The sequence below is a fragment of the Pelomonas parva genome, assembly GCF_043555835.1.
GTDB classification, from domain to species: Bacteria; Pseudomonadota; Gammaproteobacteria; order Burkholderiales; family Burkholderiaceae_C; genus Pelomonas; species Pelomonas parva.
Map to the genome: position 1 here is coordinate 335,867 of NZ_JBIGHV010000005.1, position 18,260 is coordinate 354,126.

At 66.6% G+C, this 18,260-nt stretch carries 21 protein-coding genes; 10 read left to right on the forward strand and 11 right to left on the reverse strand.

Annotated elements, in window-relative coordinates; genetic code table 11:
- Positions 1-30: 30 nt before the first annotated feature.
- Together rpsU and ACG00Y_RS15340 are read right to left on the reverse strand one after the other, a co-directional pair.
- Positions 31-243 (reverse strand): 30S ribosomal protein S21, encoded by a 213-nt coding sequence (gene rpsU / locus ACG00Y_RS15335; RefSeq protein ID WP_007833691.1) that lies wholly within the window; start codon positions 241-243, stop codon positions 31-33.
- Positions 244-410: 167 nt separating this feature from the next.
- Positions 411-1,631, reverse strand: coding sequence for a BaiN/RdsA family NAD(P)/FAD-dependent oxidoreductase (locus tag ACG00Y_RS15340; RefSeq protein ID WP_394480259.1), 1,221 nt, complete (start codon positions 1,629-1,631; stop codon positions 411-413).
- Positions 1,632-1,851: 220 nt separating this feature from the next.
- On the opposite strand from ACG00Y_RS15340, the gene ACG00Y_RS15345 reads away from it, so the two are divergent.
- A complete protein-coding gene (locus ACG00Y_RS15345) occupies positions 1,852-2,853 on the forward strand; it encodes a GGDEF domain-containing protein (RefSeq protein WP_394480261.1) in 1,002 nt (333 codons plus the stop codon).
- Here the strand turns inward: ACG00Y_RS15345 and ACG00Y_RS15350 are convergent.
- The 8 genes from ACG00Y_RS15350 to ACG00Y_RS15385 form a co-directional block, all read right to left on the reverse strand.
- Positions 2,850-3,662 carry a sulfite exporter TauE/SafE family protein gene (locus ACG00Y_RS15350; RefSeq protein WP_394480263.1) on the reverse strand — a complete coding sequence of 271 codons (813 nt, stop codon included), beginning with the start codon at positions 3,660-3,662 and terminating at the stop codon, positions 2,850-2,852. The two genes, ACG00Y_RS15345 and ACG00Y_RS15350, sit on opposite strands and share 4 nt — an antisense overlap.
- Positions 3,659-4,117 (reverse strand): EVE domain-containing protein, encoded by a 459-nt coding sequence (locus ACG00Y_RS15355; protein WP_394480265.1) that lies wholly within the window; start codon positions 4,115-4,117, stop codon positions 3,659-3,661. Before ACG00Y_RS15355 ends, ACG00Y_RS15350 begins: the two co-directional genes overlap by 4 nt.
- Before the next feature lie 220 nt (positions 4,118-4,337).
- Positions 4,338-4,637 carry a cell division protein ZapA gene (locus tag ACG00Y_RS15360; RefSeq protein WP_394480267.1) on the reverse strand — a complete coding sequence of 100 codons (300 nt, stop codon included), beginning with the start codon at positions 4,635-4,637 and terminating at the stop codon, positions 4,338-4,340.
- Positions 4,634-4,846 (reverse strand): DUF904 domain-containing protein, encoded by a 213-nt coding sequence (locus ACG00Y_RS15365; protein ID WP_268165868.1) that lies wholly within the window; start codon positions 4,844-4,846, stop codon positions 4,634-4,636. The genes ACG00Y_RS15360 and ACG00Y_RS15365 overlap by 4 nt, the downstream gene beginning before the upstream one ends.
- Before the next feature lie 14 nt (positions 4,847-4,860).
- Positions 4,861-5,505: an endonuclease III gene (gene nth, locus ACG00Y_RS15370; RefSeq protein WP_394480269.1), complete on the reverse strand. Its 645-nt coding sequence runs from the start codon at positions 5,503-5,505 to the stop codon at positions 4,861-4,863.
- A 20-nt stretch (positions 5,506-5,525) separates the two neighbouring features.
- Complete coding sequence (gene rsxB, locus ACG00Y_RS15375) at positions 5,526-6,170, reverse strand: electron transport complex subunit RsxB (RefSeq protein ID WP_394480272.1); 645 nt, start codon at positions 6,168-6,170, stop codon at positions 5,526-5,528.
- Positions 6,167-7,489 carry a polyhydroxyalkanoate depolymerase gene (locus ACG00Y_RS15380; protein ID WP_394480275.1) on the reverse strand — a complete coding sequence of 441 codons (1,323 nt, stop codon included), beginning with the start codon at positions 7,487-7,489 and terminating at the stop codon, positions 6,167-6,169. Before ACG00Y_RS15380 ends, rsxB begins: the two co-directional genes overlap by 4 nt.
- A 127-nt stretch (positions 7,490-7,616) precedes the next feature.
- Complete coding sequence (locus ACG00Y_RS15385; RefSeq protein ID WP_394480277.1) at positions 7,617-8,804, reverse strand: amino acid aminotransferase; 1,188 nt, start codon at positions 8,802-8,804, stop codon at positions 7,617-7,619.
- A gap of 106 nt (positions 8,805-8,910) precedes the next feature.
- Between ACG00Y_RS15385 and uvrB the strand changes: the two genes are divergently transcribed.
- From uvrB to tsaD, 9 genes are all read left to right on the forward strand, one after another.
- A complete protein-coding gene (gene uvrB / locus ACG00Y_RS15390; RefSeq protein ID WP_394480279.1) occupies positions 8,911-11,037 on the forward strand; it encodes an excinuclease ABC subunit UvrB in 2,127 nt (708 codons plus the stop codon).
- Between the two features lie 175 nt (positions 11,038-11,212).
- Positions 11,213-11,746 (forward strand): Fe-S cluster assembly transcription factor, encoded by a 534-nt coding sequence (locus ACG00Y_RS15395; protein ID WP_394480280.1) that lies wholly within the window; start codon positions 11,213-11,215, stop codon positions 11,744-11,746.
- 21 nt (positions 11,747-11,767) lie between these two features.
- Positions 11,768-12,988 (forward strand): IscS subfamily cysteine desulfurase, encoded by a 1,221-nt coding sequence (locus ACG00Y_RS15400; RefSeq protein ID WP_394480283.1) that lies wholly within the window; start codon positions 11,768-11,770, stop codon positions 12,986-12,988.
- 13 nt (positions 12,989-13,001) lie between these two features.
- The gene (gene iscU, locus ACG00Y_RS15405; protein WP_394480285.1) at positions 13,002-13,388 is read left to right on the forward strand and encodes a Fe-S cluster assembly scaffold IscU; all 387 of its coding nucleotides are present in this window, start codon (positions 13,002-13,004) and stop codon (positions 13,386-13,388) included.
- A 1-nt stretch (position 13,389) separates the two neighbouring features.
- Complete coding sequence (gene iscA, locus ACG00Y_RS15410; protein WP_057299626.1) at positions 13,390-13,713, forward strand: iron-sulfur cluster assembly protein IscA; 324 nt, start codon at positions 13,390-13,392, stop codon at positions 13,711-13,713.
- Positions 13,714-13,767: 54 nt separating this feature from the next.
- On the forward strand, positions 13,768-14,286 hold the full coding sequence (gene hscB, locus ACG00Y_RS15415) for a Fe-S protein assembly co-chaperone HscB (protein ID WP_394480287.1): 519 nt from the start codon (positions 13,768-13,770) through the stop codon (positions 14,284-14,286).
- A gap of 3 nt (positions 14,287-14,289) precedes the next feature.
- Positions 14,290-16,134 carry a Fe-S protein assembly chaperone HscA gene (gene hscA, locus ACG00Y_RS15420; protein ID WP_394480290.1) on the forward strand — a complete coding sequence of 615 codons (1,845 nt, stop codon included), beginning with the start codon at positions 14,290-14,292 and terminating at the stop codon, positions 16,132-16,134.
- Between the two features lie 12 nt (positions 16,135-16,146).
- Positions 16,147-16,485, forward strand: coding sequence for an ISC system 2Fe-2S type ferredoxin (fdx, locus tag ACG00Y_RS15425; RefSeq protein WP_394480292.1), 339 nt, complete (start codon positions 16,147-16,149; stop codon positions 16,483-16,485).
- On the forward strand, positions 16,482-17,525 hold the full coding sequence (gene tsaD, locus ACG00Y_RS15430) for a tRNA (adenosine(37)-N6)-threonylcarbamoyltransferase complex transferase subunit TsaD (RefSeq protein ID WP_394480294.1): 1,044 nt from the start codon (positions 16,482-16,484) through the stop codon (positions 17,523-17,525). Before fdx ends, tsaD begins: the two co-directional genes overlap by 4 nt.
- Here the strand turns inward: tsaD and ACG00Y_RS15435 are convergent.
- Positions 17,522-17,917, reverse strand: coding sequence for an Hsp20/alpha crystallin family protein (locus ACG00Y_RS15435; RefSeq protein ID WP_394480296.1), 396 nt, complete (start codon positions 17,915-17,917; stop codon positions 17,522-17,524). The genes tsaD and ACG00Y_RS15435 overlap by 4 nt on opposite strands.
- Positions 17,918-18,260: the final 343 nt, after the last annotated feature.

Sequence of the window (18,260 nt, forward strand, 5' to 3'; positions counted from 1 at the left end):
CACAGGGTTCCGGGTCGCGTCAGGAGACGATCAGTACAGCTTCTTGGGCAGCTGCATGCTGCGCACGCGCTTGTAGTGGCGCTTGACGGCCGCAGCCTTCTTGCGCTTGCGCTCAGCGGTGGGCTTCTCGTAGAACTCGCGGGCGCGCAGGTCGGTCAGCAGGCCCAGCTTTTCGATGGTGCGCTTGAAGCGACGCAGTGCGACGTCGAACGGCTCGTTTTCTTTGACGCGGATAGTGGTCATGTATTTCCTTCAGATTGCGCTCGGTATTCGCAGCTTCAGTATCAGCAGCAGGTTCCGGATTACTGCGTCACTTGTTCAGTCCAATGACATGCAGCGAATCGACGCGCGGGGTTTGCCAGCAAAGCCGAGGATTGTAGCCAGAAAATCAAGGACTTGCCAAGATTTGCTCAGATGGGCGTTGCAGCCTCTGCCATGGCCGCAGCGCAGGCCGCCGCGCTGGCCCATGCCCACTGGAAGTTGTAACCCCCCAGCCAGCCCGTCACGTCGACGACTTCGCCGATGAAATACAGCCCGGGCACGCGTTTGCTTTCCAGCGTCTGCGAGCTGAGGTCCCGCGTCGAGACGCCGCCGCGCATGACCTCGGCCTTGCGCCAGCCTTCGTCGCCGCTGGGCATCAGCTGCCAGTCGTGCACGCTGCGGCCCAGGCGCTGAAGGTCGGCGTCGCGGCATTCCGCCAGCGGTTTCGCCGCGTCTAGCTTGGCGCGTTCCAGCCACGCGCCGGCCAGGCGCTGCGGCAGGCGGGCCGCGAACTCGTTGCCGAGCTGGCGGCGGGACGTGGCCTTGGCGTCCACGAGGTCCTTGTCGAGCTGCAGTTCGGGCGCGAGGTTGATCTGCAGAGGCTGGTCGGCGGCCGTCCGGTAGCTCGAAATCTGCAGGATGGCCGGGCCACTCAACCCGCGGTGCGTGAACAGCAAGTCCTCCAGGAAGCGCCCGCGCGCCTTGCCGCTGCCGCAGGACACCTCGACCGGCAGCGACAGCCCGGCCAGCGCGGCGAACGGCGCCCAGGCGTCGGCATCGAAGGTCAGCGGCACGAGGGCAGGGCGGGGCTCGACGATGGCGTGTTCGAAGCGTTTGGCCAGGCGAAGGCCCCAGTCGCTGGCGCCGATCTTGGGCACCGGCAGCCCGCCGGTCGCAACGACCATCCGCGGCGTCGTCACCGGCCCCTGGCTGGTGTCCAGCTCGAAGCCGCCGTCGGGCAGCCGGCGTACATCGGCCACCGTGCACGGCTGCCAGCGCGTCACGCCGCCCGCGTCGCACTCGCTGACCAGCATCTTGATGATCTGCTCGGCGGAGTCGTCGCAGAACAGCTGGCCCTTGTGCTTCTCGTGGAAGGCAATGCCGTGGCCTTGCACGAGCTTGATGAAGTCCTGCGGCGTGTAGCGCGCCAGCGCCGAGCGGCAGAAGGCGGGGTTCTCGGACAGAAAGTTGCCCGGCCCCGCCTCGCGATTCGTGAAATTGCAACGCCCGCCACCGGAGATTCGGATCTTTTCAGCCAGCTTCTGCGCATGGTCGATCAACAGCACGCTCAAGCCCCGCTGGCCCGCAAGCCCCGCACAGAACAGGCCTGCGGCGCCTGCACCCACCACCACCACATCGAATCGCTGCATAAACCACTCTTGAAACGACCTGCATTGTCGTGGGCGGCCTGTTGAAACTCGGTAGGATGCAAGCAAGTGATGCGTCAGGGCTTCTAGGGGGGAGGCCCGATTCATGGGGTGAGCTGGTCTTGCTGGCCGCGCGCACGCCCCACTACAGTCCCTTGACATCCTGGATCAGCCCGGTTCCCCGCCGATGGCACCTGATCGCATCAAAAACGATTCCATCGACATGACCGCCGACCCATCCGCGACGCAACCCGGCAGCCTGGCGCACTGGCTGGCCGGTCATGCCGCGCTGGTCGATGAAACACTGGCAGGCCTGGTGTCGCTGATCGAGCCGCTGGGGAGCCAGGCGGCCATCAAGGCCGTGGCCAATGGCCGCTACGTTTTCGCCAGCGCCGGCCTGGCGCAGATGTTCGAGCAGGAACAAGTCGTCGGTCACACCGATGCCGAGCTGCTGAAGCCCGATGAGACGACGGCGTTGCGCCGTGTCGAGCAGACCGTCATGGCGCAGCGCCACCCGGTCGTCTCGGAGCACAAGCTGGAGATCAACGGCCGCCGCCGCGAGTTCAGCGTGACGCGTCTGGCGCTGGGTCAGGACTTCCTGCTGTCGGTCTGGCATGAGCGCACCGAGGAGCGCCACCGTGAGTCGCATCTGCAGCGCGCGCTGGCGCAGATCGAGCAGCAGCAGGCAGCCATCGAGCAGATCCGCCGCGAGCTGCAGCAAGGCTCGGGCCGCGACGATGTCTCGGGCCTGTACATGCGGCCGCAGTTCGACGACCAGTTGTTGCGCGAGATTGACCTGTCCTCGCGCGAGCATCGCGAGTTCGCGCTCGTCGTCATTGCGCTGGATTCATCGCCCGCCGTGGCGAGCCTGGGTGACGACGCGCAGCAGCGCCTGCTGGAGGGCATCGGTCGCATGCTGCGCGCCAACACGCGGGCGATGGACTCGGCCTGCCGCATCGGCGCGCAGCGCTTTGCCGTGCTGCTGTCGGGCGTCGGCCTGGCCACGGCACATGCGCGCATGGAGCAGTTGCGCCGCCAGTGCGCGGCCCAGATCGTCGTGCTGAACGGCCAGGACCTGGGCCTTTCGATTTCGATGGGCGTGTCCAGCTTCCCGCACACGGCGTCGCGCCAGGACGAGCTGATGAACGCCAGCGAGGCTGCCGTCCACGAGGCACAGCGCCGCGGCGGCAACCAGGTCGTGCTGGCGTCCATCGCCTTCGGCTAAAGCCCCGACAGACCCTTCCAAAGCATGTAGGCCGCGAGCGCGAACAGCAGCGTCGCGAAGGCCTTCTTCAGCTGGGCCACATTCATCGCATGCGCCGCGCGCGCACCCAGCGGCGCCATCGTCACGCTGGCCACGGCGATCAGCGCGAGCGCCGGCAGATAGAGATAGCCGAAGGTGCCGGGCAGCACTGGCTCCATGCCCCAGCCTGCCGCGACGTAGCCCAGCGTGTTGGCGATGGCGATGGGGAAGCCCAGCGCCGCGCTCGTCGCCACGGCGAAGTGCACCGGCACGTTGCACCAGACCATGAAGGGCACGCTGGCGAAGCCGCCGCCCGCACCGACCAGCCCCGACAGCAAACCAATGCCGGCACCGGCGCTGAACTGGCCGGCCGGGCCAGGCATCTGGCGGCTTGGCGCGGGCCGCTTGTTGCGCAGCATCTGCCAGCCCGAGAAGCCGACGAAGGCGGCAAACACCAGCGCCAGCCAGGCGCCCTTGAGCAGCGCGAACAGCCCTGCGCCGGCCAGCAGCCCACCGGCCAGGATGCCGGGCGCCAGACCCTTGACGAGATCCCAGCGCACAGCGCCGCGCTTGTGGTGCGCCCATACGCTGGACAGCGACGTGAACATGATGGTCGCCATCGACGTGGCAATGGCCATCTTGACGGCCAGGCCGGCCTCCACGCCTCGCTGGCCGAGGATGAAGGTCAGGAAGGGCACCATCAGCATGCCTCCGCCTATGCCCAGCAGCCCGGCAAGAAAGCCGGCTGCCAGGCCCAGTGCCAGCAGTTCGGCGACGAGGCCTGCGGTCATGCGGCGTGCAGCCGCTTCAGCACCGCCTGCCATTCGGCTGCGGTGACCGGCGTGATGGACAGCCGGCTCCCGCGCTGCAGCACCTGCATGCTGGCCAACTCCGGCGCCTCGCGCATCTCCTTGAGGCTCAGCAACCGCGTCGTCTCGCGCCAGCGCACGTCCACGTGCACCCAGCGCGGCGCGTCGGGCTTGGACTTGGGGTCGAAGTAGGGGCTGGCCGGGTCGAACTGCGTTGCGTCCGGGTAGGCCGCGCTGCAGACTTCGGCGAGGCCGGCGACACCGGGCTCGGCGCAGGACGAGTGATAGAAAAGCACGCCATCACCGAGCCGCATCGCGTCGCGCATCAAATTGCGCGCCTGGTAGTTGCGCACACCGGTCCAGGGCAGCGTGCCTGCGCGGGCCAGGTCGGTGATAGCCGCTTCGTCGGGCTCCGACTTCATCAGCCAGTAGTTCATGGGCTGATGCTAAGGGGGAAGAAGGTGTCCACCGCAATCCTGGGGGCCGAGATCCTGAACACCCAGGGGTAATCAGGTGGGCGAAGTCAGCCGGACTTCGGGTTCATCTGACGCGAGACGATCACGCCCATCCGGCATTTTCCAAGCCCTTGCTCATAGAGCATCGGATGAAGGAAATAAAGCCCCGGGGAAAGCAGTGGACGCGGCGGATTTTAAGCGCTCAGAGCAACTGCCCGTCATGTCCAAGGGCTTCATCCAGTCGTTTGATCAGGGCATCGACTTCGGGTGAGGAAACCGGTGTAGAAGCAGCGGCTTCTCGTGGGGTGTCGGCGAGTTGATAGGCCAGGTTCAACGCGGCCAGCACGGCGATGCGCTCGCGGGCCTTGACCTTGCCGGCGTCGCGGATGGCGCTCATCTCGCGGTCGACCTGAGCCACGGCGGCGGTCAGCGCTGCCTCGCCGCCGGGTGGGCAGCCGAGCAGGTAGCTCTGGCCCATGATGGTCACTTCCATCTGCTTCATGGCTGCTCCTCCTTGGGCGCTTCGGCTGGCAGGCGCTCCAGCAGCGCATCCACACGGGCGCGGGCGGCGCTCAGGCGCGAGCGAAGGCTGTCGCGCTCCTGCGTGATGGCGGTGAGCTGCACCTGCAGCAGCAGGTTGGTGCGCAGGATTTCGTCGTGTCGCACGAGCAGGCGCTCCACGCGGTCTGTCAGGTCGGTCAGGCTGGCCATGGATGGGCTCGGGATCAGGCGGGCGCCGATTTTAGGTTGCGGCCGGTGTCACACTCGTTGATGACGGTGCAAACATTGCAAAGGGGCTTGCGCGCCTGGCAGACATAGCGGCCATGCAGGATCAGCCAGTGGTGGGCGTCGACGAGGTAGGCCTCGGGGATGCGGTCGAGAAGGCCTAACTCCACAGCCAGTGGTGTTTTGCCGGGCGCCAGGCCCGTGCGATTGCCGACGCGGAAGATGTGCGTGTCGACGGCCATCGTCGGCTCGCCGAAGGCGACGTTGAGTACGACGTTGGCGGTCTTGCGGCCGACGCCGGGCAGCGCCTCCAGCTCGGTGCGCGAGCGCGGCACCTCGCCGCCGTGCTGCTCGATGAGCATGGCGCAGGTCTGCAGCAGGTGCTTGGCCTTGCTGCGGTACAGGCCGATGGTCTTAATGTGCGATTCCAGGCCATCCTGGCCCAGCGCCAGGACTTGCGCCGGCGTGTTGGCGACGGCGAACAGGCGCCTGGTGGCTTTGTTTACGCCCACGTCGGTGGCTTGAGCGGAAAGCAGCACGGCGGTCAGCAGCTCGAAGACGCTGGCGAATTCCAGCTCGGTCTGCGGCGCCGGGTTGGCGGCCTTCAGTATGGCGAAAAAGCGTTCGACTTGAGCACCGTTCATGCTGACATTGTCGACGGGCTTCAGCTGCGCTTGGCGCGCGCCCGGGCCATGGCCGCCTCGATGGCGGCGCGCTTGCGGTCGAGTTGGGCGGGGTCGGTGATGGCCGACGCCGCCGCCAGGTCGGCCAGCTTGGCCTGGGCCTTTTCGGCCAGTCGCGCCTCGTTTTCTTCCGCTTCTCGGTGGCGGCGGAACTGGCGGAAGACATAGCGCTCGCGGGCCTCGTCGGCCTGCGGCTGGCTCCAGGCGGCCCAGCCCGTCGTCGTGGTCACCTCGGGCATGGAGATGCAGTCGACCGGACATGCCGGCACACAGAGTTCGCAGCCGGTGCACTGCGCCGTGACGACGACGTGCATGGCCTTAGGCGCGCCGACGATGCAGTCCGCCGGGCAGGCCTTGATGCACAGCGTGCAGCCTATGCACCAGGCCTCGTCGATGACGGCCACGCCGCGCGTGGCTTCGATGCCGTTCACGGGATTCAGCGGGTGCGCCGGTCGTCCGGTGATCGCTGCGAGCCGAGCCACGCCCTCGGCGCCGCCCGGCGGGCACTGGTTGATGTCGGCCTCGCCAGCGGCCACGGCTTCAGCGTAGCGACGGCAGTCCGGGTAGCCGCAGCGGGTGCATTGGGTCTGCGGCAGCGCGGCGTCGATCAGCTCGGCCAGGCTCACGCTCTGCGCTTGCGGGCCGGCGCCGATTTGGCCGTGGCCTTTGCTGCCGTGGCCTTGGCCGTCTTCTTCAGCGGCGCGGCTTCGTACTTGGCAATGAAGTCACAGACCTGCGGGTAGACGTTCTCGCGCCAGCGGCGGCCCGAGAAGATGCCGTAGTGGCCCGCGCCGATGGCGTCGTAGTGGAACTGGTGCTGCTTGGGCACGCCGGAGCAGATGTCGTGCGCGGCCCGGGTCTGGCCGGCGCCGGAGATGTCGTCGAGTTCGCCTTCGACGGTCAGCAGCGCCGTTGTCGTGATGTCTTGCGGGCGCACCAGCTGGCCGTTGACTTCCCAGGTGCCGTTGACCAGGCCGAAGTCCTGGAAGACGGTCTTGATGGTGTCGAGGTAGTACTCGGCCGGCATGTCGAGCACGGCGTTGTACTCGTCGTAGAACTTGCGGTGCGCCTCGGCGCTGTCGCCGTCGCCGCGCACCAGGTCCAGGAAGTAGTCGTAGTGCGAGGTCAGGTGGCGGTCCGGGTTCATCGCCACGAAGCCGGTGTGCTGCAGGAAGCCGGGGTAGACCGCGCGGCCGGAGCCGGGGAAGTTGGTCGGCACGCGGTAGATGACGTTGTTCTCGAACCAGCTGTAGCTGCGGTTCATGGCCAGGTTGTTGACGGCCGTCGGGCTCTTGCGGGCGTCGATGGGGCCGCCCATCATGGTCATGCTGCGCGGCGTGGCCTCGCCGGCGCTGGCCATCAGCGAGATGGCGGCCAGCACGGGCACCGTGGGCTGGCAGACGGAGATGACGTGGCTGTCCGCGCCGCCGACGTGGCGGATGAACTCCTGCACGTAGGCGATGTAGTCGTCCAAATGGAACGGACCGACTTCAAGCGGCACCATGCGTGCGTCCGTCCAGTCGGTGATGTAGACCTTGTGGGTCTTCAGCAGTTGCTTGACCGTCTCACGCAGCAGCGTGCTGTGGTGGCCGGACAGCGGCGCGACGACGAGGACGGTGGGCTGGTCCTTCATCTGCGACAGCACGTTCAGCTCGTCCGTGTAGCGCTTGAAGCGCAGCAGGCGGCAGAAGGGCTTCTCCAGCGCCACCAGCTCCTGCACGGCCACGTCGACGCCGTCGACCTCGACCGAGCGGATGTCGAACTCGGGCTTTTCGTACTCCTTGGCCAGGCGGTGCATCAGGTCCAGCCCGGCGGACAGGCGCTGCGCCATGGGCGTGTGCGCAAAGGGCGACAGCGGGTGGCTGTAGAGCTTGGCCGACGCGGCGGCGAACTCGGAGAACGGGCTCAGCAGGGCGCGCTGGGTTTCGAACAGTTGGTACAGCATGGCCGGCCTTGGCGAGGATCAGGAAGGCTTGATGGTGCCAGAAAACGTTGTCGGTCTTGTGCGGTGCAGCATTGGATCGGCGGGCGAACCGCCAATCCTTTGCACTTCACTGGTGCAAAAAAGGCGCTCAGCCCTTCAGCACGGCCGCCATGGCGCCCGCAACCGTGGGCAGATTGCCCTCATTCAGTGCGGCGACGCAGATGCGGCCGGAGTCCACGCCGTAGACGGCGAACTCGCTGCGCAGGCGCTGCATCTGGGCGGCGCTCAGGCCCGAGTAGCTGAACATGCCGAGCTGCTCAGTGACGAAGCCGAGGTCTTGCGTGACGCCGGCTGCCTTCAGCGCCGCGACCAGCGCGCTGCGCATCGCCTTGATACGCACACGCATGCCGGCCAGTTCTTCCTCCCACAGCGCGCGCAGCTTGTCGTCGGCCAGCACCTGGGCGACGACTTGCGCGCCGTGCGTCGGCGGGTTGGAGTAGTTGGTGCGGATCATGATCTTCAGCTGTGACAGCACGCGCACGGCCTCCTCGTCGCTGGTGCACACGACGCTCAGGGCCCCGACACGCTCGCCGTACAGCGAGAAGCTCTTAGAGAAGCTGGTCGACACGAAGAAGCCGACGCCGGCGGCGAGGAACTGGCGCACCGCCTCGCCGTCTTCCTTCAGGCCGAAGCCGAAGCCCTGGTAGGCCATGTCCAGGAAGGGCGTCAGGCCCTTGGCCTTGACGGCGGCGACGACTTCAGCCCATTGCGCGGCAGTGATGTCGTAGCCGGTCGGGTTGTGGCAGCAGGCGTGCAGCACGACGACAGTGCCGGCGGGGGCGGCGTTCAGCGCGGCCAGCATGCCGTCGAAGTTGATGCCCTTGTTGGCCGCGTCGTAGTAGGGGTAGGTCTCGACGGTGAAGCCGGCCTGCGTGAACAGTGCGCGGTGGTTCTCCCAGCTCGGGTCGGAGATCAGCACCTTGGAGACGGGGTTGAGCTGCTTCAGGAAGTCTGCGCCGATCTTCAGCGCGCCGGTGCCGCCGATGGCCTGCACGGTGGCGACGTTCTTCAGTTCGCTGCCGAAGACGAGCTTCTGCACGGCCTTGTCATAGGCGGCGATGCCGTCGATGGGCAGGTAGCCGCGCGGCTTGGGCGCAGCAGCCATGGCGGCCTCGGCTTCGCGCACGCACTTCAGCAGCGGCAGCTTGCCGGCTTCGTCGTAATAGACGCCCACGCCGAGGTTGACCTTGCCCGGGCGGGTGTCGGCGTTGAACTGTTCGTTCAGGCCGAGGATGGGATCACGGGGGGCAAGGGTGACATCGGCAAAGAGGGACATGGCGGGATTCCTGAAAGGACGTTGGCAGCAGGGTAGGGCGGTCAGCGGGGTACTGCGCTTAAGCTGACGGATTGCGCAAGGCGCCGATTTTCCCAGGATTCCCCCGATGCAAGACGCGCTGAACGCCATCACAGCCCCCGAGGGTGACACCGAGGAACGCAAGGGCGAATTCGTCAGCTTCGAAGGCTCGCCGTTCCAGCTGTTCCAGCCTTTCCCGCCGGCCGGGGACCAGCCCAAGGCCATCGCCCAGCTTGTCGAGGGCATCAACGACGGTCTCAGCTACCAGACGCTGCTGGGCGTGACGGGCTCCGGCAAGACCTTCACGATGGCCAATGTCATTGCTCGGCTGGGCCGCCCGGCCATCATCTTTGCGCCCAACAAGACGCTGGCCGCGCAGCTGTACAGCGAGTTCCGGGATTTCTTTCCGAACAACGCGGTCGAGTACTTCGTCAGCTACTACGACTACTACCAGCCCGAGGCCTATGTGCCGCAGCGCGACCTGTTCATCGAAAAGGACAGCGCGATCAACGAGCACATCGAGCAGTTGCGGCTGTCGTGCACCAAGAGCCTGCTGGAACGGCGCGACGTGGTCATCGTCGCGTCGGTGTCGGCCATCTACGGCATCGGCTCGCCGGCCGACTATCACCAGATGGTCATGACGCTCCGCGTGGGCGACAAGCTGGGCCAGCGAGATGTCATCGCCCACCTGATCCGCATGCAGTACACGCGCAACGAGATGGAGTTCACGCGCGGTCACTTCCGCGTGCGCGGCGACACCATCGACGTGTTCCCGGCGGAGCACTCCGAGCTGGCCATCCGCATCGAGCTGTTTGACGACGAGATCGAGGCGTTGTCGCTGTTCGACCCGCTGACCGGCCAGATCCGCCAGAAGATTCCGCGCTTCACGGTCTATCCCAGCAGCCACTATGTGACGCCGCGTGACCGCGTGCTGGCAGCAACGGATGCGATCAAGGCGGAGCTGCGCGAGCGTGTCGACTTCTTCGTCAAGGAAGGCAAGCTCGTCGAGGCCCAGCGTGTCGAGCAGCGCACCCGTTTCGACCTGGAGATGCTGCAGGAGGTGGGCCACTGCAAGGGCATCGAGAACTACACGCGCCATCTGTCGGGCGCCGAGCCGGGCGACCCGCCGCCCACGCTGGTTGACTATTTGCCCAAGGACGCCCTCATGTTCCTGGACGAGAGCCACGTGCTGATCGGCCAGTTCGGCGGCATGTACAACGGCGACCGGGCACGCAAGACAACGCTGGTCGAGTACGGCTTTCGCCTGCCGTCCGCGCTGGACAACCGGCCTCTGAAGTTCGCCGAGTTCGAACGTAAGATGCGTCAGGCGGTGTTCGTGTCGGCCACGCCGGCGCAGTACGAGAAGGACAACGCCGGTCAGGTGGTCGAGCAGGTCGTGCGGCCGACGGGGCTGGTCGACCCCTTGGTGGAAGTGCGGCCTGCCACGCACCAGGTGGACGATGTGTTGCAGGAGATTCGCCTGCGCGTTGAAGTGCAGGAGCGCGTGCTGATCACGACGCTGACCAAGCGCATGGCCGAGCAGTTGACGGACTACCTCAGCGACAACGGTGTCAAGGTGCGCTACCTGCACTCGGACGTGGACACGGTGGAGCGCGTCGAGATCCTGCGCGACCTGCGCCTGGGCGCCTTCGACGTGCTGGTGGGCATCAACCTGCTGCGCGAGGGGTTGGACATCCCCGAGGTGTCCCTCGTCGCCATCCTGGACGCGGACAAGGAAGGCTTCCTGCGCGCCGAGCGCAGCCTCATCCAGACCATAGGCCGGGCGGCGCGCAACCTGAACGGCAAGGCAATCCTCTACGGCGACCGCATCACCGACTCGATGCGCAAGGCCATCGACGAAACCGAGCGCCGCCGCGCCAAGCAGATCGCCTTCAACACGGAAAACGGCATCACACCGCGCAGCGTGCAAAAGCGCATCAAGGACTTGATCGATGGCGTCTACTCCGCCGAATCCGGCCGCGACGACGCCAAGCTCCTGGCGGCCGCGAAGGTTGAGGACTTGTCCGAGAAGGATCTGGCCAAACGTATTGCCCAGCTCGAAAAGCAGATGCTGGAACACGCCCGCAACCTGGAGTTCGAGCAGGCCGCCCGCATCCGGGATCAGCTGGGTCAGCTCCGCGAGCAGGCGTTTGGCGCGCGCGTGCACGACAACATCGTGCCGCTGGACAGCGCGCGCAAGGTCGCGCCACGCTGACCGGCCAAAAACCTGCCCAGGGCTAGGGGCTAGCGAGTAACCCTGAGGGTGCCCCGATTAGTCGAGTAAAATCATCGGAAATGAATTAGTCGGCTATTGTCCTGGTCATCCCGGGTTAACCCCGAATCAATGCTCTGAACAAACCGTGTCAGAGCGTCTCGCAAAGGAGTTCTGTATGCGTCTCACCACCAAAGGTCGGTTTGCTGTTACCGCGATGCTGGACCTGGCGCTGCGCGAGAATACCGGCCCCGTCGCCCTGGCGGCGATCAGCCAACGGCAGCAGATTTCGCTCTCCTACCTGGAGCAGCTCTTCGGCAAGCTGCGCCGCCATGAACTGGTGGAAAGCACCCGTGGCCCGGGCGGCGGTTACTCGCTGGGCCGCAAGGCCGAGAACATCACCGTCGCCGACATCATCGTCGCCGTGGACGAGGCGCTGGACGCCACCGGCTGCGGCGGCAAGGACAACTGCATGGGCGAGGACAGCGGCCGCTGCATCACCCATGAACTCTGGACCAATCTGAACGCCAAGATGATCGAGTACCTCGACTCCGTGTCCTTGCGCAAGCTGGCCGACGAGCAGTTGGCCAAGGGCTTCGAGGTCGAGGCCGCGCCGGTCAAGCGTGCGATTTCGTCGCAGCCCGTGCTCAAGCCGATCCGCGTGACCGCGCCGAATTCGGTGTTTGCGCTGGGTGGCGCGTTCAGTAAGTAAAAACTCAAAAGAAGTCGTTCCATGGACATGACCCCGCACTTCCCGATCTACCTCGACTACGGCGCCACGACGCCCTGCGACCCCCGCGTGGTGGACGCGATGGTTCCCTGGTTGCGCGAGCACTTCGGCAACCCGGCGTCGCGCAGCCACGCATGGGGCTGGGAAGCGGAAGAGGCCGTCGAGAAGGCGCGCGTGCAGGTGGCCGAACTTGTCGGCGCAGACCCGCGCGAGATCGTCTGGACCTCCGGCGCGACCGAGTCCATCAATCTCGCGCTAAAGGGCGCTGCGCAGTTCTACAAGACCCGCGGCAAGCACCTGATCACCGTCAAGACCGAGCACAAGGCCACGCTGGACAGCATGCGTGAACTGGAGCGCCAGGGCTTCGAGGTGACCTACCTCGACGTTCAGGCCAACGGCTTGCTCGACCTGGAAGCGTTCAAGGCCGCGCTGCGCACGGACACCATCCTGGCCTCGGTCATGTTCGTGAACAACGAGATCGGGGTCATTCAGGACGTCGTGGCTCTGGGCAACCTGTGCCGGGAGCGTGGCGTCATCTTCCACGTGGACGCTGCTCAGGCGACCGGCAAGATTGCCATCGACCTGGCCAAGTTGCCCATCGACCTGATGAGCATGTCCGCACACAAGACCTATGGCCCCAAGGGCATGGGCGCGCTGTACGTGCGCCGCAAGCCGCGTGTCCGGCTGGAAGCCCAGATGCACGGTGGCGGCCACGAGCGCGGCATGCGCTCGGGCACCTTGCCCACGCACCAGATCGTCGGCATGGGCGAGGCCTTCCGCATTGCGCGCGAGGAGATGGGCGTCGAGCAGGAACGCATCCGCGCGCTGCACAACCGGCTCATCAAGGGCCTGTCCGGCATCGAACAGACGTTCATCAACGGTGACCTCGAACACCGCGTGCCGCACAACCTGAACATCTCGTTCAACTATGTCGAGGGCGAGTCCCTGATCATGGGCGTCAAGGGCCTGGCGGTGTCGTCGGGTTCGGCGTGCACGTCGGCCAGCCTGGAGCCCAGCTACGTGCTGCGCGCGCTGGGCCGCAGCGACGAGCTGGCGCACAGCTCGCTGCGCATGACCATCGGCCGCTTCACGACCGAAGAAGAAATTGACTACGCCATCAGCGTGCTCACCGACCGCGTCGGCAAGCTGCGCGAGCTGTCCCCGCTGTGGGACATGTTCAAGGACGGCGTCGACATCAGCACCATCCAGTGGGCTGCCCACTGAGCAGGAGAACACCATGGCATACAGCGAAAAGGTCGTTGACCACTACGAGAACCCCCGCAATGTCGGCAAGTTCGACAACGGCGATGACGACGTTGGCACCGGGATGGTCGGCGCTCCGGCCTGCGGCGACGTGATGAAGCTGCAGATCAAGGTGAACCCGGCGACCGGCCTCATCGAAGACGCCAAGTTCAAGACCTACGGCTGCGGCTCGGCCATCGCTTCCAGCTCGCTCGTGACCGAATGGGTCAAGGGCAAGAGCCTGGACGAAGCGCTGACGATCAAGAACACGCACATCGCCGAAGAGCTGGCGCTGCCGCCGGTCAAGATCCACTGCTCCATCCTGGCCGAAGACGCCATCAAGGCCGCCGTGGACGACTACCGCGCCAAGCATTCGGCCTGATATGTCGGTCACGCTCACCGAAGCTGCGGCCCGCCACGTCAAGCGCTACATCGCCAAGCGCGGCAAGGGTGTGGGCGTGCGCCTGGGCGTGAAGACGACCGGCTGCTCGGGCCTGGCCTACAAGCTGGAGTACGCCGACGACGTGGCGCCCGAGGACGTGGTGTTCGAGGGCCATGAGGTCAAGATCCTCATCGACCCCAAGAGCCTGCCCTACCTCGATGGCACCGAACTGGACTTCGTTCGCGAAGGTCTCAACGAGGGCTTCAAGTTCCGCAACCCGCGCGAGAAGGACAAGTGCGGCTGCGGCGAGTCCTTCCGTGTCTGAGCCTCTGTGAATCCATGACGGGCGCGGTGAGACCGCGCCTTTTTCATTCCTGCCATGCGCCTGACCGACAACGACTTCCAGCTCTTCGACCTGCCCGAACAGCAGGCCCAGGAGCGCGCCGGCATCGACGCGCGCTGGAAGGCGCTGCAGGCTGAGGTCCACCCCGACCGCTTTGCCGCCGAGGGCGCCGCCGCCCAGCACCTGGCCATGCAGTGGGCGATGCGTGTCAACGAGGCGCACCAGCGCCTGCGCGACCCACTCAGGCGCGCGGCCTACCTCTGCGAGCTGCGCGGCGCGCCGGTGCAGGCCGAGAACAACACGCAGATGCCTGCCGCCTTCCTGATGCAGCAAATGGAATGGCGCGAGGCCCTCGACGACGCCGACGGTGAAGCCGCGCTGCAAGCCTTGGACGGCGATGCGGCGCAAGCCGAAACCACTGCCCTCGCCACCCTGCAGCGCCTGCTCGACGACGCCAACGACGCGTTTGCTGCCGCCTCCCTGGTCCGCGCGCTGATGTTCATCCAGCGCTTCCGTGCCGATATCGATCAGCGCCTCGCCGCGCTAGATGCATAAAACATGGCCCTGCTTCAGATCTCCGAACCCGGCGCCTCGCCCGACCCGCACCAGCGCCGCATCGCCGTCGGCATCGACCTCGGCACGACGCACTCCCTCGTCGCCGCCGTGCGTCATGGCGTGGCCGAATGCCTGCCCGATGAGCAGGGCCGCGTCATCCTGCCGTCCGCCGTGCGCTACCTGCCCGAAGGTCGTCGGCAGATCGGTACCGATGCGCTCGCCGCGCAGGCCGAAGACCCCGAGAACACCGTGGTCTCGGTGAAGCGCTTCATGGGCCGCAGCCTGGCCGACGTGGCCAACCGCGAGCAGTTGCCCTACCGGTTCGAAGACCGCCCCGGCATGCTGGCCATTGCCACGCGCGACGGCGTGAAGAGCCCCGTCGAGGTGTCTGCCGAGATCCTGGCGACGCTGCGCTTCCGTGCCGAAGACAGCTTTGCCGACGATTTGTTCGGCGCCGTCATCACCGTGCCGGCCTACTTCGACGACGCCCAGCGCCAGGCCACCAAGGACGCCGCAGAGCTGGCCGGTCTCAAGGTGCTGCGCCTCATCAACGAGCCGACCGCTGCGGCTATCGCCTATGGCCTGGACAACGCCAGTGAAGGCCTGTATGCGGTCTACGACCTGGGCGGGGGCACCTTCGACATCTCGCTGCTGCGGCTGACGCGCGGCGTGTTCGAAGTCGTTGCGACCGGCGGCGATGCGGCGCTGGGCGGCGATGACTTCGACCGTGTGCTGGCCGATTGGGCGCTGGTTGGTCGCGTCGTTGAGTCCGCGCACGACAAGCGCGCTGTTCTCGTTGCGGCGCGTGCAGCCAAAGAGGCGTTGTCTGACGCCGACTCGACCGAACTGGTTGCCGCGCTGGACTCTGGCGAACTGCGCGTGACCGTTACGCGCAAGCAGTTCGAGGAACTGGCGCAACCGCTTATCGCCAAGACCTTGTCCGCCGTGAAGCGCGTGCTGCGCGACGCCAAGGTCAAGGCGGCGGACGTAGCCGGCACTGTCATGGTCGGTGGCTCCACGCGCGTGCCCATCGTGCGCCGCGCGGTGAGCGAACTCGTCGGCCGTGAGGTGCTGACCAATCTGAACCCGGACGAAGTTGTCGCGCTCGGCGCCGCCATCCAGGCCAACCAGCTCGCCGGCAATGCGGCCGACGGCGAGATCCTGTTGCTGGACGTGATCCCGCTGTCGCTGGGGTTGGAGACCATGGGTGGCCTGACCGAGCGCGTCATCGAGCGCAACTCGACCATCCCCGTCGCCAAGGCCCAGGACTTCACGACCTTCAAGGACGGCCAGACTGCGCTGGCCATCCACGTCGTGCAGGGCGAGCGAGAGCTGGTCAGCGAATGCCGGTCGCTCGCTCGCTTCGAGCTGCGCGGCATCCCGCCGATGGTGGCCGGCGCGGCGCGCATCCGCGTCAGCTTCCAGGTCGATGCGGACGGGCTGCTGAACGTCTCCGCCGAGGAGCTGACCTCGGGCGTGCAGACGGCCATCACCGTCAAGCCCAGTTATGGGCTCGGCGACGACGAGATCGCCAACATGCTCAAGGACGGCTTCAACAGCGCCGAGGGCGACATGGCGGCACGCAAGCTGCGCGAGGCCAAGGTGGAGGCCGAGCGCATGGTCCTGGCAACACGCAGCGCGCTCGCGGCCGACGGCGACCTGCTGCCCGCGACCGAGCGCGACGCGCTGGAAGCCCGCCTGGTGATGCTTGCGGCGATGGACGGCGATGCCGACGCCATCGACGACGCCGTCAAGGCGCTGGCCGAAGCGACCGAAGGCTTTGCCGCCGAGCGCATGAACCGCTCCATCGCCCGCGCGCTGACCGGCCGCAACGTCTCGGCCCTTTAAGAGAACAACGACATGCCCGTCATCAAGATCCTCCCGCACGCCGAGTACTGCCCCGAGGGCGCCACGTTGACTGGCGAGCCCGGCACGTCGATCTGCGAGGTGCTGCTGGCCAACGACATCCACATCGAGCACGCCTGCGACCAGGTCTGCGCCTGCACGACCTGCCACGTCATCGTCCGCGAGGGCGGCCGTTCGCTGAGCGAGATGGAAGAGGACGAAGAGGACATGCTGGACCGCGCCTGGGGGCTGGAGCCGGACTCGCGCCTGTCCTGCCAGGCGCTGCTGCGCCAGCAGGACGTGACGGTCGAGATCCCCAAGTACTCGATCAACCACGCCAAGGAAGGCAAGTGAATTCGGTCCAGCGCATCCTCGGGTTGGAGTCGTCCTGCGACGAGACCGGGGTGGCGCTTGTCGAGGTGGATGGCGATGCGCCGCCAAGGTTGCTGGCGCAGGGGCTGTACAGCCAGATCGCGATGCACCAGGCCTACGGAGGCGTCGTGCCCGAGCTGGCTTCGCGCGACCACGTGCGCCGCGTGCTGCCGTTGACGCGCGAGGTGTTGTCGCAGGCCGGCGTGGCGCTGCAGGACGTCGACCTGATCGCCTACACGCAAGGCCCCGGCCTCGCGGGTGCGCTGCTCGTCGGCGCCGGTGTGGCCGTGTCGCTGGCTGCCGCGCTGGATGTGCCAGCTCTGCCCGTCCATCACCTCGAAGGGCATCTGCTGTCGCCCTTCCTGTCGGTCGACCCGCCGGAGTTTCCCTTCGTCGCGCTGCTGGTCAGCGGCGGCCACACGCAGCTTATGCGCGTGGACGACGTGGGCGCCTACGAGATGCTCGGCGAAACCATCGACGACGCCGCCGGCGAAGCCTTCGACAAGAGCGCCAAGTTGTTGGGTCTGCCTTACCCGGGTGGCCCGCATCTGGCGCGTATGGCCGAGTTCGGCAACCCGGAGGCCTTCGCGCTGCCGCGCCCGCTGCTGCACAGCGGCAAGCCGGATTTCAGCTTTGCCGGCCTGAAGACGGCGGTGCTGACGCAGGTGAAGAAGATCGGCGACTCACCCTGCGAGCAGACGAAGGCCGACCTGGCGGCGTCGACGCAGGCCGCCATCGTCGAGGTGCTGGTGAAGAAGTCGCTGCTGGCCTTGAAGATGACCGGCCTGAAGCGCCTCGTCGTTGCGGGTGGCGTCGGTGCCAACAGCAAGTTGCGCGAGCAGTTGAACGCCGCTTGCGAAAAACGGGGCGTGCGTGTGCACTACCCCGAGCTGTCGCTGTGCACCGACAACGGCGCCATGATCGCCATGGCCGCCGCGCTGCGCGTGCAGCGCGGCTCAGCCGAGCCCCGGCGCGACGGCGGCTTTGAAGTCCGCCCGCGCTGGGAGCTGGGCGCGGCTTAGTTGACGGTCAGTTCGCCGCCGTTCTCGGCGACGCGCTTGACCAGACTCAGCGTCAGCACGCCGTTTTCGAAACGAGCTTGAGATTGCCCCTGGTCGATCTCGGCAGGCAGCGAGAAGCTGCGGGCATAGCGGGCAGCGCGGCGCTCGCGATAGAGCACGCGGGAGCCGTCGGTCGGTGCAGCGGCCTCTTCGGTGACCGTTTCGACCTGCACGCGACGGCCTTCAACGCGCACCTTGACGGCTTCCTTGGCCACGCCGGGCATGTCCACGGTGACGTGGTAGCCCTTGTCGTCCTCGCTGATGTCCAGGGCCGGCGTGCGGGCGGTGTCGGTATCGGCGTCGAACTGGCGCAGGACGCGGGCGACATGGCGGGGGTGGGTCAGGTAGAACATGGTGAAACTCCGTGGCGGTTGAGACTGCTTCGAGGGGTCGGGAGCAGCACCCGATGACCGAGAGATAGGGCGGCGCGAGAGTGCTTCAAGAGCCCATTTCGCTCGCGTGCAGAGATGTCACGCATTTGCAGGGCAGAGCGCTTTCGGCTCTTGAAACTGCCCGGCGCCAGCCGCATGTCTGATCGCTCCGCCTGCTGCGGGTCGGGGCGCCATCCGCTTTGGGCTAGAATCCGCAGGTTTTGCGCACCGCAAGGTATGCAGAGCATCAAGCACGGCTTGGGGCGGTTTCCCCCTTGTCCGCAAGTCAACCCCGGAAACCGTCTGCGGCAGCGCTTCGAATGCG